Source organism: Bradyrhizobium brasilense (assembly GCF_029714345.1).
Lineage (GTDB): Bacteria > Pseudomonadota > Alphaproteobacteria > Rhizobiales > Xanthobacteraceae > Bradyrhizobium > Bradyrhizobium australafricanum.
Window position 1 is genome coordinate 993,620 of sequence record NZ_CP121669.1, and the last position, 13,176, is coordinate 1,006,795.

At 66.8% G+C, this 13,176-nt stretch carries 12 protein-coding genes; 3 read left to right on the plus strand and 9 right to left on the minus strand.

Going from position 1 to position 13,176, the window contains the following annotated elements; genetic code table 11:
* Nucleotides 1-96: 96 nt before the first annotated feature.
* Together QA635_RS04485 and mepA are read right to left on the minus strand one after the other, a co-directional pair.
* Nucleotides 97-606, minus strand: coding sequence for a hypothetical protein (locus tag QA635_RS04485; protein WP_283067235.1), 510 nt, complete (start codon nt 604-606; stop codon nt 97-99).
* 130 nt (nt 607-736) lie between these two features.
* On the minus strand, nt 737-1,699 hold the full coding sequence (gene mepA, locus QA635_RS04490) for a penicillin-insensitive murein endopeptidase (protein WP_283067237.1): 963 nt from the start codon (nt 1,697-1,699) through the stop codon (nt 737-739).
* A 195-nt stretch (nt 1,700-1,894) separates the two neighbouring features.
* Between mepA and QA635_RS04495 the strand changes: the two genes are divergently transcribed.
* Nucleotides 1,895-2,332: a L,D-transpeptidase gene (locus tag QA635_RS04495; RefSeq protein WP_225163662.1), complete on the plus strand. Its 438-nt coding sequence runs from the start codon at nt 1,895-1,897 to the stop codon at nt 2,330-2,332.
* Between the two features lie 355 nt (nt 2,333-2,687).
* The gene (locus QA635_RS04500; RefSeq protein WP_425249173.1) at nt 2,688-4,886 is read left to right on the plus strand and encodes a putative bifunctional diguanylate cyclase/phosphodiesterase; all 2,199 of its coding nucleotides are present in this window, start codon (nt 2,688-2,690) and stop codon (nt 4,884-4,886) included.
* Nucleotides 4,887-4,993: 107 nt separating this feature from the next.
* On the opposite strand, the gene QA635_RS04505 is transcribed toward QA635_RS04500, so the two are convergent.
* Genes QA635_RS04505 through QA635_RS04515 form a run of 3 tightly spaced genes read right to left on the minus strand, consistent with a single transcriptional unit; the run spans nt 4,994 to nt 6,887 of the window.
* Complete coding sequence (locus tag QA635_RS04505; protein ID WP_283067241.1) at nt 4,994-5,452, minus strand: DUF1801 domain-containing protein; 459 nt, start codon at nt 5,450-5,452, stop codon at nt 4,994-4,996.
* A gap of 35 nt (nt 5,453-5,487) precedes the next feature.
* A complete protein-coding gene (locus tag QA635_RS04510; protein WP_283067246.1) occupies nt 5,488-6,270 on the minus strand; it encodes a sulfite exporter TauE/SafE family protein in 783 nt (260 codons plus the stop codon).
* Nucleotides 6,271-6,281: 11 nt separating this feature from the next.
* On the minus strand, nt 6,282-6,887 hold the full coding sequence (locus QA635_RS04515; RefSeq protein WP_283067248.1) for a TetR/AcrR family transcriptional regulator: 606 nt from the start codon (nt 6,885-6,887) through the stop codon (nt 6,282-6,284).
* A 105-nt stretch (nt 6,888-6,992) separates the two neighbouring features.
* Here QA635_RS04515 and QA635_RS04520 point away from each other — a divergent pair, with 105 nt between their 5' ends.
* Nucleotides 6,993-7,904: a sterol desaturase family protein gene (locus QA635_RS04520; RefSeq protein ID WP_283067250.1), complete on the plus strand. Its 912-nt coding sequence runs from the start codon at nt 6,993-6,995 to the stop codon at nt 7,902-7,904.
* Between the two features lie 23 nt (nt 7,905-7,927).
* Here the strand turns inward: QA635_RS04520 and QA635_RS04525 are convergent, their stop codons facing one another.
* From QA635_RS04525 to QA635_RS04540, 4 genes are all read right to left on the minus strand, one after another.
* Complete coding sequence (locus QA635_RS04525) at nt 7,928-9,895, minus strand: methyl-accepting chemotaxis protein (protein ID WP_283067252.1); 1,968 nt, start codon at nt 9,893-9,895, stop codon at nt 7,928-7,930.
* A 192-nt stretch (nt 9,896-10,087) separates the two neighbouring features.
* On the minus strand, nt 10,088-11,260 hold the full coding sequence (locus QA635_RS04530; protein WP_283067254.1) for an acyl-CoA dehydrogenase family protein: 1,173 nt from the start codon (nt 11,258-11,260) through the stop codon (nt 10,088-10,090).
* 140 nt (nt 11,261-11,400) lie between these two features.
* On the minus strand, nt 11,401-12,627 hold the full coding sequence (locus tag QA635_RS04535) for an MFS transporter (RefSeq protein WP_283067256.1): 1,227 nt from the start codon (nt 12,625-12,627) through the stop codon (nt 11,401-11,403).
* A 146-nt stretch (nt 12,628-12,773) separates the two neighbouring features.
* Nucleotides 12,774-13,106: a hypothetical protein gene (locus QA635_RS04540; RefSeq protein WP_283067258.1), complete on the minus strand. Its 333-nt coding sequence runs from the start codon at nt 13,104-13,106 to the stop codon at nt 12,774-12,776.
* Nucleotides 13,107-13,176: the final 70 nt, after the last annotated feature.

Sequence of the window (13,176 nt, forward strand, 5' to 3'; positions counted from 1 at the left end):
GGTCCCCGATGGACTTACGGTCCTCAGGGATATCGCACTGCAAACATAGCAGGCTGGGGCTTACGGTAAAGGCGACCGTTTGTCTAACCGCCCGTCCTATTCATCCGCCGGCTGGATCGCGATCGACAGCGAGCTCTCTTTCGAGCCGCTGACCTGGAGCACGAAGGGGCTGGCGGCGAGGTCGTATTTCACGGTCTTGCGGATACCGTCGCAATCGGTCGCGCCGCTGAACGCCTTGGGTTTCAGGAAATGCCCGTCCTGCACCAGGTCGACCCAGGCCCCGGCAGACAGGCTGACGGTATAGAGCCCGGCCCTCGGCGCGGCCTTGAAGCTGGTGAAGCCGGCGAAGGTACCTTCCTTCGGCGCGCGCTCCGGCGGGGTCGGCAATTTGGCGTCGCCGGGGGCCACCAGCGCCAGCGTGATCGCGGTCGCCGGCAGCGCCGTCTGCTCGCTTCCCGATACGACCCTGGCACGATCGGACGCGGTCAGCGCGGCGCGCGCACGGTCGATCGACCATTTGAACTTGTCACAGCCGCTCGGCTCCTCCGCCGCGAAAGCGGAAGTCGAGACGAGCACGAGCGATGCGGCGAGGAGCGATTTGCGCATGTCTGGTCCATTCATGATGACGGATAAACAGATCAGCCGCCCCGATCCATCGCCCGAACGCGCTTACGGCGCGACGGCACGGGATCATATCGCAGTTCGAGCCGGCCGGCATAGCCGCCTGACGAAGATGTTATTGCCCTGGCAGCTGCTGTTTGGCGTCGGGGGCGTTCAGCACCGTCCTGCAGTCAGCCGGCATCTGCGCCAGCGTCATCGGCGGGCGGGGTTTCGGCGGCTTCGGCGGAGGCTTCGGATGCAGCACCGAATCCTTGAACCAGAAGGCGAGATCGGACGGCTTGCAGCCTTCGCCCTCCGCTTGCGGCTTCTGTCCCTCGCAGCCAGGGCTGCCGGGCGGACATCGCATGCGAATGTGGAAGTGGTAGTCGTGGCCCCACCACGGCCGTATCTTCGACAGCCAGCCGCGATCGCCCGTGGCCTCGCGGCACAGCGCCTTCTTGATCGCGGGATTGACGAAGATGCGCTGCACCGCCGGCTCCCGCGCCGCGTCGCGGATGACGAGTACGTGGCCCGGCGTGAAGACGCGCGGATCGATGTCGAGCCGGTCGTCGCGCACCATCATCACCGCCGACATCTCCTCGCGGTCCTCGCGCGACAATTTGCGATCGGGCATCGGCGTCAGCCAGATGTCGGCGTCGAGTCCGATCTGGTGGCTGGCATGACCGGACAGCGCGGGGCCGCCGCGCGGCTGGCCGATATCGCCGACCAGGATGCCCGGCCAGCCGGCGTCCTTGTGCGCGTTGGCCGCAAGCCGCTTCAGCAGCGCGATCATGTTTGGGTGACCCCAGTAGCGGTTGCGCGACAAGCGCATCACTTGCCAGGTCTCGCCGTTGAGCGGCATCTGCGCGGCGCCGGCGAGACAACCCTTGGTGTAGCCGCCGATCGACCGGGTCGGCAACGCCGCCGGCAGCACCTTGCGCGCGAACAGCTGCTTCGCCCCGATCTTTGGATCGTTGGGGTTGGCGAGCGGCGGCAGCGGCTGTGGATTGAGCGAGCCCCTGTCCTGCGCCCGCGCGGAGATGGTGCAGGCGACGAGGGCTAAGATCAGGAGTGGGAACAGACGCAGGCGGGGTGTCATTCGGATCACTCTGTCGGCGCAAGGCTAGCATGGATTCGGAGCAGGCGGACCGCGCTTTCATCCCATTCGCTTGATCGCCCACAGGGTGGATTAAGATTACCCGCGGCTTCCAGGCTCCGAAGTGAGCCACGCCACTTTACAAGCGCACGTTGTGGGCGACATCATGTCCGCAATAATTTCAGGGTAGGCGTTATTGTGACAAGCGTATCGTGCGTACGGCTGGCGTTTGCCGCCGCGATTGCCGCGCCGATCTTGGCGCTCTCGCCGGCGCGGGCCGACGTCGTCGTTCACATCGATAAATCATCGCAGCGCATGGCGGTCAGCGTCGACGGTGCGAGACGCTACAACTGGCCGGTGTCGACCGGCCGCCGCGGCTATGGCACGCCGAGTGGGGTGTTCCGTCCGCAGATGCTGGCGCGCCGCTGGTACTCGAAGAAGTACTATAACTCGCCGATGCCGCACTCGATCTTCTTCCACCGCGGCTTTGCCATCCATGGAACATACGAACTCACGCGCCTTGGCGGGCCGGCCTCGCATGGCTGCGTGCGCCTGCATCCCTCGCACGCCGCAATGCTCTATGGGCTGGTCGAGCGCAACGGCCGCGGCGGCACGCGCATCGAAATCACCAACTAAGGTATGATCCGGCAAAATCCGAAGGTTGAGGCGCACCGCGCTTTAACCGCGCGATAACCTGCGGCACGCTGACGAACATTGATGCGCTTGAAGCGTCTTCGGCGCATTCATTGTGCAATCGCGCGCCGGTTTACGCTTCCTTCACCAAGCGCCGGCGCTTCCATGCTGTGAATCTGTGCCGTGCGCCGCCGGTACGCCGGAAGCAAACTCGCGCCCGGCGTGAATTCGCCTGCAAAGCAGGCATGCAAGGGCTTCTCAGGCAGCGCAGCTACTCGCCAAGAGATACCAATTTTTCAGAGACTTATCGCAGATATATCGCCGAACTGGAATGCGCGTGGGGCGTGCGATACCGATGATGCGGCCGAAGAAAAACACCAAGAAACCGAACCAGGCCAAACTGTCCCGTCCTCGGGGCCATCGTCCCACACCGATGCCGAAAGTGTCGGGCAGATCGCGCCGCCCCGCGGTCGAGATCGGCGAACTGGTGCGCCAGCGCGCGCAGGCCGAGGCCGCGATCGCCGAGGCGCGCAAATCCAACGCGCGGCTGCGTGAGGCGATCGACATCCTGCCGCAGGGCATCGTGTTCCTGGATCCGGAAGGCCGCTACACGCTCTGGAACAAGAAATACTCGGAAATCTACAAGCGCAGCTCCGACCTGTTCGAGCACGGCGCGCGTCTCGAAGACACCATCCGCATCGGCGTCGCGCGCGGCGATTATCCGGAGGCCGCCGGCCGCGAGGAAGAGTGGATCGCCGAACGGCTCAAGAAGATGTACCAGCCGGGCGAACGGCACGAGCAGGTGCTGGCCGACGGCCGCGTGGTGCTGATCGAGGAGCGGCTGACCTCGGACGGCGGCATCGTCGGCTTGCGCGTCGACATCACCGAACTGAAGCAGCGCGAGGCCTCGTTCCGCCTGCTGTTCGACGGCAATCCGGTGCCGATGATCCTGTGCGCCCTCGACGGCGAGCGGATCCTCGCCGTCAACGACGCTGCGATCGCGCATTACGGCTACGTCCGCGCCGAATTCGAGCGGATGACGATCAGGAGCCTGCAGGCGTTCGACGCCGAGCTGCCTTGGGCGGCGGGCCGCAGCAGCGACGAGCAGGCGGCGCGGACCTGGAAGCATGTGCGCGCCGACGGCACGCTGATCGACCTTGCGATCTATTCGCGCCAGCTGATGCATGGCGACCAGCCGGCGATGCTGCTCGCGCTGATGGACATCACCGAGCGCAAGCGCGCCGAGGCGCGGCTCGCCTTCATGGCCCAGCACGACAGCCTGACTGGCCTGCCCAACCGCAATCTGCTGCGCCAGCAGATGGACGAGATGCTGCAGCACACCCGCCGCTCGACCGACAAGGTCGCGGTGTTGATGCTGGGTCTCGACAATTTCAAGGCGGTCAACGAGACGCTCGGTCACGGCATCGGCGACAAGCTGCTGCGCGCGGTCGCCAAGCGCCTGCGCTCGACGCTGCGCGAGGAAGATGCGTTGGCCCGCCTCAACTCCGATGAGTTCACCATCGTGCAGGGCGGCGTGATGCGGCCCGAGGACGCGGTGCTGCTGGCGCGGCGGATTTTGGACGCGATCGGCGAGCCCTATCTGCTCGAGGGGCATTCGGTGGTGATCGGCGCCAGCATCGGGATCGCGATGTCGCCCGGCGACGGCGAGGATTCCGAAAAGCTCCTGAAGAGCGCCGACATGGCCTTGTCGCGCGCCAAGAGCGAATTCCGCGGCACCTTCTCCTTCTTCGAGGCGGAGATGGACGCGCGCGCCCAAAGCCGCCGCAAGATCGAGATCGACCTGCGCGATGCGATCCAGAACGAAGGCCTGCGGCCCTATTACCAGCCGCTGGTCGATCTTGCGACCGGACGCATCACCGGTTTCGAGGCGCTGGTGCGCTGGCCGCATCCGGAGCGCGGCATGATCTCGCCGGGCGAGTTCATCCCGGTGGCCGAGGAGACCGGGCTGATCAATCCGCTGGGCGCGCTGATGCTGCATCGCGCCTGCATGGACGCGGCGCAATGGCCGGATGACGTGCGCGTCGCGGTCAACCTGTCGCCGCTGCAATTCCGTTCCGGCAATCTGCTGGCGCTGGTCACCGACGCGCTGCGGCAATCCGGCCTGCCGGCGCGGCGGCTTGAGCTCGAGATCACCGAGACGCTGCTGCTCGAGAAGAGCAGCCAGGTGCTGGCGACGCTGCATGCGCTCCGCGCGCTCGGGGTTCGGATGTCGATGGACGATTTCGGCACCGGCTATTCCAGCCTCAGCTATCTGCGCAGCTTCCCGTTCGACAAGATCAAGATCGACCAGTCGTTCGTGCGCGACCTCGGCGCGAATCCCGACGCGCAGGCGATCGTGCGTTCGATCGTCAGCCTCGGCATCGGGCTCGGCGTCACCATCACCGCCGAGGGCGTCGAGACCGAAGCGGAGTTGAGCCGCCTGCGCGCCGAAGGCTGCCACGAGGGCCAGGGCTTTCTGTTCAGCCGCGCGCGGCCGAACGCCGAGGTCATCAGCCTGCTGAAGGCGCAGCGCGTCGCCGCGGCGCTGGTGGCGTAGAAAGGCTGTACCCTCCACGTCATTGCGAGCGGAGCGAAGCAATCCATCTATCCTCACGGGCGGTCAGATGGATTGCTTCGTCGCTTCGCTCCTCGCAATGACGGAGGTTACGTCCTGCTGCCTGCCGTCCGCTTCTTCAAATGATAAGTCAACGCCAGCGCCACGCAGTGGCGCAGCGCGGGCTCCGGCAGCTTGCCCGCGACATCGAGCAGGATCGCGCGGTTGCCGCTGTAGCTGAGCTCGGGATAGAGCTCGCGAAAGATCTCGACCAGATTGGTCTGGCAGTGAAAGTAGACCGCGACCTGGTCGGCGGCCGGTTTGACCTGATCGATGCGGACCGTGCTGCCGCTGCCGGTCTCCGGCGTCAGGTAGCTCGGCTGGCCCCATTTCAAGGTCTCTTCCAGCGCGCCGACGCCCTTGGTTGCCTTCGCGGTCTCGAAGATCAGGCGCCGCAGCGCCAGCAGCTTGGCCTTGACCGGGGCAGGGTAGGCGTCGAACAGCGCATCTGCCGGTTTCGCGTGCGGCCGTCGCGCCGCGTTGCTGGTCGATGTTGCCGGCTTGCGCATGGTGGGCTCCGCAAGGAGGACGTATCCACGTCTATCTACCACAGCGCCTTGAAGGTCATATAGACCGCCATCAACGAGACAAAGACGATCATCGCGCTGCGTAACCGCGCGCGGTCGATGCGATTGGCGGCGCGGGCGCCGAGATCGGTGCCGGCCAGCAGGCCGACGATCACGCCCGCCAGCACCGGCCAGGACGCCAGCGAGCCCTCGCGCCAATAGATCCAGGCCGAGGGGATCGTGGTCGGGATCAGCGACATCACGAGGCTGGCCATCTGCGCCTGATGCTGCGGCACGCCGAGCACGGCGCTTAAGCCCACCACGGTCGCCAGTCCGCCGCCGATGCCGAGAAAGCCCGACGACAGGCCCGCCAGCAGCCCGACAATGAGTAGCGCCGGCCAGGATATGTCGCGCGCGGTGCCTTTGTCGTCGTGCTTCGCCTGGTCGCGTCCGCCGCGCAGGATCAGCATCGCGTCGAGCACGACGAGATAGGCCACATAGGCCCAGCGCAACGCGGACTCAGTGACATGGTTGGCGGCAAGTGCGCCGGCCGCACCGCCGGCGACGAAGCCGAATGTCAGCAGCGCGATCCAGCGCAATGGTGTGCGGTTGCCGCTCTGCCAATAGCGCCGGATCCCGGTGAGGCTGGTCGGCGGCACCTGCGCGACCAGCGAGATGCCTTGCGCGACGTGCTGCCCGGCGCCGAGCGGCAGCACCGAGAACACGACCAGTCCGCCGCCGGGGCTGACGCCGAGCAGCCCGGCGGTCAGACCGCCGGCGAGGCCCGTGCCGATGCCGGCGAGGAGGTCGTGGACGATCACCGCATCCCCCGTCAGCGCTTGGCGGCAAGGCCGACAAGGAAGATGTCGAAGGCGTGCATCGCCTCCGCGGTCGAGACGGTTTCGCCCCACAGCCGTTGCAGCACGATGCCCTGGAACATCGCCACCATTGCCCGCGCCGCGCCGCGCGGCTGCACGCCGCGGTCGATCGCGCCGCTCTTCTGGCCGCGCCGCAGCAGGTCCACGATCAGGGCGATCGGCTGGCGGATTCCGCTCGTCACCTGGTCGCGGACCACGTCGTCGCGCAGCGCCTCCGCCCAGAGCTGCAACGCGACGCGGCGGGCGCGCAGGCCTTCTTCCTTCTGCAGGTCGCCGAGAAAGGCGCGGGCGATCGACCGCAGGCTCTGCAACACATCGTCCGATGGATCCTTGAGCGCCAGCAGCGCGCTGTCGCGGCCATGGCGGCTTTCGCCGATCGCCTGGATCAGCTCTTCCTTGCCGGTGAAATGCCCGTAGATGCAGCCGGCACTGAGCCCGGACTGCTTGATCACGTCCTGGATCGTGGTCTGGTGAAATCCCTGGCGGGCAAAGCAGATCTCCGCGGCCTGCAGAATCTCCTCGCGGCGGATCGCGAGCGTCTCGGGTTTCACCTTCGGCATAGTCGGGTCCTTGTCAGGTCGCGGCCAGCTAATGCGGCGGGCTTGACGATCATTCGCCGCCATTATAAAGAACGAATATTCGTTTTGTAAAGAGGGGACATCGGCATGATCGGCTTTGCAAAGCTTCTCTGGCATCCGGGCGCGGCTGAGATCGCTCACGTCGAGCTGCCGTCGACCGGCGCGCGCATCGCGTTCCTGCTCGCGTCGTTCGCGATCGTGCTGCTGTTCGAGGCCGCGTTTCCGCTGTTCAGCTATGGCCGCAGCGACCGGCTGCGCAATATCAGCCGCAACGCCGCCATCACCGTGATCTTTGTCGGCGTGAACCTTTTGCTCAGCCCGCTATCGCCGCTGGCCGCGCAATGGACGCTGGATGCGAAATTCGGCCTGTCGCACTGGCTCGGCCTGTCACCCCTGAACCAGCTCCTGCTCGGCATCATCGGGCTCGACCTGTTCGCCTATTTCGCCCACGTCTCCATGCACAAGCTCGGCTGGATGTGGCGCTTCCATCGCATGCACCACGCCGATCGCTTCGTCGACGTCACCACGGCCTTCCGCGAGCATCCCGGCGAGACGATGTGGCGGATCGGCTGGCACATCGCCGGCGTGGTCGTGTTCGGAACGCCGGCCTGGGTGCTGGTCAGCTATCTGACGCTGTCGGCGCTGAACGCCCAATTCGAGCACGCCAATATCCGCCTGCCCGAGCGGCTCGACCGCTGGCTGCGGCTCGTGTTCGTGACGCCGAACATGCACAAGATGCATCATTCGCGTCATCAGCCGGAGACCGACAGCAATTATTCGAACCTGCTCTCGATCTGGGACCGACTCGGCGGCACCTATAATCGTGGTCCGCGCTTCGCGGAGCTGCGCTACGGCCTCGACGGCTTTGACGATCCGGAGAAGCAGTCGCTGCGCGGACTGCTGAAGATGCCGTTCATGCGCGACTGGGGGCGGGTCGACGCTCGGCCGGACGACAAGTCCGACCGGTCCGCTCCGCCGCCCGTGCTGCCCTGGCCATGACTTGAAGCCCGGCGCCGCGCCGCTCAGGCGGCGTTGCGCAGTCCGGCGAGGAAGGTGTCGACGCTATGCGACAGCGCGGCGGCGTGATCGCCGAGCTGGCCGGACGTATCCAGCACATTGCCGGTGAGGGCCCGCGACTGGCCGGCGGCCTCGCTCGCGCCCGCGATATTGGCGGAGACCTCGACGGTCCCGGTGGACGCCTGCTGCACGCTGCGGGCAATCTCCCGCGTCGCCGAGTCCTGCTGCTCGACGGCCGCCGCGATCGCGGTGGCGATACCTGAGATCTCGCGGATGGTGCCGCTGATGTCGCCGATCGCGCTGACGCAGTTGCCGGTGGCGGACTGGATCGCCCCGACCTGGCCGGCGATCTCCTCGGTTGCCTTCGCGGTCTGGCTCGCCAGGTCCTTCACCTCGGCGGCGACCACGGCAAAGCCGCGGCCGGCCTCGCCGGCGCGTGCGGCCTCGATGGTGGCGTTGAGCGCCAGCAGATTGGTTTGGCTGGCGATCGCGCTGATCAGGCGCAGCACGTCGCCGATCTTCTCTGCCGATGCGGCGAGGCTCGTGACCATCTCGGTGGTCTCCATGGCCTTGGTCACGGCGCTGTCGGCGACGCGGCTGGAATGGGTGACCTGGCGGCCGATCTCTGTGATCGAGGACGCCAGCTCCTCGGTTGCGGCTGCGACCGCATTGACGCTGGCGGATGCTTCCTCGGACGCGGCGGCTGCCGCCGAGGTCCGTTCGGAGGCGCCGTTGACGCTGGCGGTGATCTCGTTGGCGACGCGCTGCATGTCGCCCGAGGACCGTGCGACGGCGGCGACCATGCCCTTGACGTCGGCTTCGAAACGATCGGCCATCTGCCGCTGCAAGGCCTGCTTGTCGGCCTCCGCCTTCACCTTGTCGGCCTCCTGCGCCTCGCGCAGCGAGGAGGTTTCGACCATGCTGCGGCGGAACACATCGACCGCCTTCGCCATCGTGCCGAGCTCGTCGCGGCGCTCGCTGCCGGGTATCGTGACGCTGGTGTCGCCGCTGGACAGGCGGTTCATGACCGCGGTGATCGCGGTGAGCGGCCGCGACAGGCCACGGCCGAGCAGGAACGCGAGCAGCACGGCGGCTGCCATGATCGCGATCACGCCGAGGATAAGATTGCGCTGCGCGCTCGCGGCGGCGGCTTCATAGTCGCTGGTGTCCTTGACGATCTCGAGCACGGCGACCGGTTCGCCGGCGTAGTTCTTGATCTGGCCGAGATAGAGCTCGACCGCATGGCCGTCGAGAACAGCGTCACGCAGCAGGGCCGCACCGTTCATCACGCGCTTGAGCTCGTCCTGGGTCGCGACCACGGTGTCGCCGAAAGTCGAGGACAGCCGCTTGAAGCTCTGGCCGTCGAAGGAATGCACCGCGAGGTCGATGCCGAAGCGCTTCTTGGCGCGGTCGACGAATTCCTTGCCGAAGGCGGCGCCGACGTCGACATTGGCCAGCGTCTTGCCCTCGTGCATGATCGGGGTCATGCCGAAGATCGAAAGCGCTTCGCGGCCGGGCTCGACGCCGACGATCGGCTTGCCGGTCTTGTTCGATTCCACCACCGTGGTGCGCCGCGTCGAGGCGTCATCGCCAAATGTCTTCGGCGCATGGACCCGGTAGAAGCTGGTCGCCGGGGGCTGCCAGAACGAGATCAGCGGGATGCCCTGCGCCTTCATCGACGCCCAGGAGGCGCCGAGCAGCTTTCCGAGGCCGTCGCGGTCGCCCTTGGCGATGGCATCTTCGACCGGCGGCAAGGCGGCGATGACCGCCGAGACCGCAAGCGCGGCGCGCCCCTCGTAGTCGATCGCCGCAATCACGCTGTCATATTGCAGCTTGAGCTGCTGGTCGAGCGCAAGCCGCGTCAGCGCCCGCTGCTGGCTGATGGAGAAGCCGCCGAGGATGGCGCAGGCGACTGCGACAGTCAGCGAAATCGCCAGAATCAGGCGGGCGGCAATCGATCGAAGCGTGAACATGGGACCAGCGAAACTCCAGGCATTAGCGCCGTCCGCAAAGTCGCAGAAAAAGCTTAACAACCGGATGTTGCGCCGCCGGTATTCGTGCCGCGACCATGGCCGCCGGTGCTACTTTCGTACTGTCCGGCTAGCGGGAGAGGGAGCGCAGCGTCCTAGCGGATTTACGAGTCTACGCCTTGGTTCAATCTGACTTCATCGCGCGGTCGGCGGTGCCGAGAGATTGCCCGCGAGGATCGCCTTGCCGGCGTCCTCATACTGGGTGTCGCGGGCCTGGATCTGCTGCGCGATCGCGTGCATGTCGCGAAACCGCCGCTCGAACGGATTCCTGGCGAACACCGCCGTTGCCCCCGCCATGTGATAGGCGATGTCGACCACGGCGGCGGACTGGTGGATGGTCCAGGTCGAGGCGATGCGGATCGCGACGCGATGCGCCTCGGTGATCGGATCGCCGCGGACGAGATCGCTCCAGACGTCGTGGGCCGTCGCGTACAGATAGGCGCGCGCGGCGCGCAGGCTCGCCTCGGTGCGGCCGATCTGGCCCTGCACGGCGTTGTTGTCGCGCATCGCCTTGAGGCCTTGCGGGGTCTTGCCGCGGGCAAGCTCGGTCGCCGCATCCAGCATGGCGCGCGCGACGCCGAGCGAGGTGGCGGCAAAGCCCATGCTGAACACCATGTTGGTGGAGAGCTTGTAGAGCGGCCCCGGCTCCCGGCACGCGGCGGGATCGTCGCGCAGCGCGGCGAATTTTTCCGGAATGAAGAGGTTGTCGACCGAGTAGGAATCGGTGCCGGTGCCTTTCAGGCCGATCACGTCCCAGACGTCGTACATCACGGCCTGCGACATCGGGAACAGGATGGTGCGGATCTCCGGCGAACCGTCGGCCTTCTTGCGCGGTGAGCCGTCGGCTTCGACGACGCGGACATGGGCGCCGAGCCAGCTCGCCTGCCGCGAGCCCGAGGCGAAATCCCAGCGCGCGCTGGCGCGATAGCCGCCGGGCTCGGCACGGACCTCATGGGCGATCGCGCCCCAGGCGAGAATGCCGGGCGCGGTGTTGAAGATCTCGTGGGCCGCGTCGGGCTCGAGATAGGCCGCGGTCATGGCGCAGACGCTGCACTGGCCGAGGCACCACGCCGTGGATGCATCGGCCTTGGCGATCTCCTCCTGCATCTGCATGAAGGCGTCCAGCGTCGCCTCGGCGCCGCCGAAGCGCTTCGGCAGCAGCGCGCGATAGAGCCCGTTCTCGACGAGGGCCGCGGTGACCGATGGCGTCAGCCGCCGTGTCCGTTCGATCTCGTCGGCTTCACTCGTGATCAGCGGCGCCAGCGCGCGCGCCCGCTCGACAAGGTCGAATCCCTGCGGCTTGTTCATGCGTGTCCTCGGCGCCTTCTGTCATTCTTGTTGGGCGGGTACGTAATGGTGACGCATCCGGGAAAGGAGGGCAAGGCGGGGGAGCGCCGATGCAGATCAGCTATCCATCACCGGCGCGCGCGCGAACGACGCAGCCGCGCTCAGGCGGCGGCGCGGCCGAGATCGAGCGACGGCTGGCGCTTGGTCGAAAAACTCAACGCCACCGCAACCGCGGCAAGGCCGATCGCGAAGGAACCGGCGTGCAGCCACGTATAGCCGTGGAACGTGTCGAACACGTAGCCGCCAGCCCACGGCCCGAGCGCCATGCCGAGGCTCGCGAAGGCCGACACCGCGCCGAACACCGTGCCCATGATGCGCGCGCCGAAGAACTCGCGCACCAGCACGGCGTAGAGCGGCATCACCCCGCCATAGGCGAGGCCGAACACGACAGACAGCGCGTAGAATTCGCCGAGCTGCGCGATCGCGAGATAGGTCGCGATCGACAGCGCCTGCACGAGGAGGCCGCCGACCAGCACCGGCTTGGCGCCGAGCCGGTCGGCGAGCACGCCGAGCAGCAGCCGGCCGCCGAGCCCGGAGAAGCCGGCGAGGCTGTAGACCGTGACCGCGGTGAGCGGCGCGATGCCGCAGACCATGGCGTAGGACACCATGTGAAAGATCGGCCCGGAATGCGCCGCGCAGCAGGCGAAATGCGCCAGCGCCAGCGTGATGAATTGCGGCGTGCGCAGCGCCTGCGCCGCGGTCCATTCGGTTTGCGGCGCGTTCGCGGCGGTCGGGATGGCGACGTCCGTTCCCTGCGGCGCCGGGCGCACCAGGAACGACGCGGGGATCAACAGCGCCCATGCGGCGATGCCGATGACGAGCATCGCAAAGCGCCAGTCATAGGCCGTGATCAGCCAGCTTGCCGACGGCGCGACGGTCAGCGGCGATACGCCCATGCCGGCCGACACCAGCGCGACCGCGAGGCTGCGATGCTTGTCGATCCAGGCGCTGGCGAGCGCCATCATCGGCGCATAGAAGCTGCCGGCCGCGATCCCGATCAGCACGCCGAAGCAGAGCTGGAATTGCCACAGGCTCTGCGCCTGGCTCGCCGTCACGAGGCCAAGCCCGAGCAGCAGGCTGCCCGCCAGCACCACGATGCGGGTGCCGAAGCGGTCGGACAGCGCGCCCCAGGCGAACGCCGCAAAACCCATGCAGAGGAAATCCAGCGTCGCCGCCGCCGAGATGCCGGCGCGCGACCAGCCCATCGCATCCGAGATCGGCTGCAGGAACACCGCGAGCGACAGCATGGTGCCGAAGCCGACGCAGGTCATCAGCGCGCCCGCGCCGACGACGACCCAGCCATAATCGAATCGAGCGGCCTTGCTCATGCGTTTCCCCGGCGCCGTTGTTTGTTGTGGTGCGCGCAGGGAGGATGCTGGCCTATCTGAGGTCCAGGGGCAACATGACGGGCAACATGCCTCTCATTCCGGGATCAGCGGATTGTGCGTTGCATGCGCAAGATGTCGCAGCGACGCTAGCCGCACTGCCAGGCCCGCCCGATCGGCGTCCAGGTCCAGCACGGGCCAAAACTGCCGCCATTGTAGCGGCCGCGGTAAAATCCGGGACGGCCGAAATAGTACCAGTCCCCGCCATACCAATATTGCGGCGAATAGTCCGGGTAGCCGCGGGCGGCGCCGCGCGGGCCCAACACCGGAATGGTTTGGTTCGGCGGCTGCCGGTAGCCGGGCAGGAAGCCATAGCCGTGCCAGCGGGTGCTGCCATGCCGCTTTTTCGAGGAGGCGGCCGAGCTCAGGTCCGGCTGCAGCAAGGCGAGGATGACGATGAGGAGGGACAGGATGCGCAACATGATCGCAGTCTAGTCGGAGCGCGATGCAGTGGCGATTCAAATCATGGTGCGTTTTGTTGCTGGGACAAGA

What these genes read in the sequence shown, in the direction of transcription:
- QA635_RS04485 (WP_283067235.1), bottom strand. Translation starts at nt 606, where the DNA reads ATGCGCAAATCGCTCCTCGCCGCATCGCTCGTGCTCGTCTCGACTTCC.
- mepA (WP_283067237.1), bottom strand. Translation starts at nt 1,699, where the DNA reads ATGACACCCCGCCTGCGTCTGTTCCCACTCCTGATCTTAGCCCTCGTC.
- QA635_RS04500 (WP_425249173.1), top strand. Translation starts at nt 2,688, where the DNA reads ATGCGGCCGAAGAAAAACACCAAGAAACCGAACCAGGCCAAACTGTCC.
- QA635_RS04505 (WP_283067241.1), bottom strand. Translation starts at nt 5,452, where the DNA reads ATGCGCAAGCCGGCAACATCGACCAGCAACGCGGCGCGACGGCCGCAC.
- QA635_RS04515 (WP_283067248.1), bottom strand. Translation starts at nt 6,887, where the DNA reads ATGCCGAAGGTGAAACCCGAGACGCTCGCGATCCGCCGCGAGGAGATT.
- QA635_RS04520 (WP_283067250.1), top strand. Translation starts at nt 6,993, where the DNA reads ATGATCGGCTTTGCAAAGCTTCTCTGGCATCCGGGCGCGGCTGAGATC.
- QA635_RS04525 (WP_283067252.1), bottom strand. Translation starts at nt 9,895, where the DNA reads ATGTTCACGCTTCGATCGATTGCCGCCCGCCTGATTCTGGCGATTTCG.
- QA635_RS04530 (WP_283067254.1), bottom strand. Translation starts at nt 11,260, where the DNA reads ATGAACAAGCCGCAGGGATTCGACCTTGTCGAGCGGGCGCGCGCGCTG.
- QA635_RS04535 (WP_283067256.1), bottom strand. Translation starts at nt 12,627, where the DNA reads ATGAGCAAGGCCGCTCGATTCGATTATGGCTGGGTCGTCGTCGGCGCG.
- QA635_RS04540 (WP_283067258.1), bottom strand. Translation starts at nt 13,106, where the DNA reads ATGTTGCGCATCCTGTCCCTCCTCATCGTCATCCTCGCCTTGCTGCAG.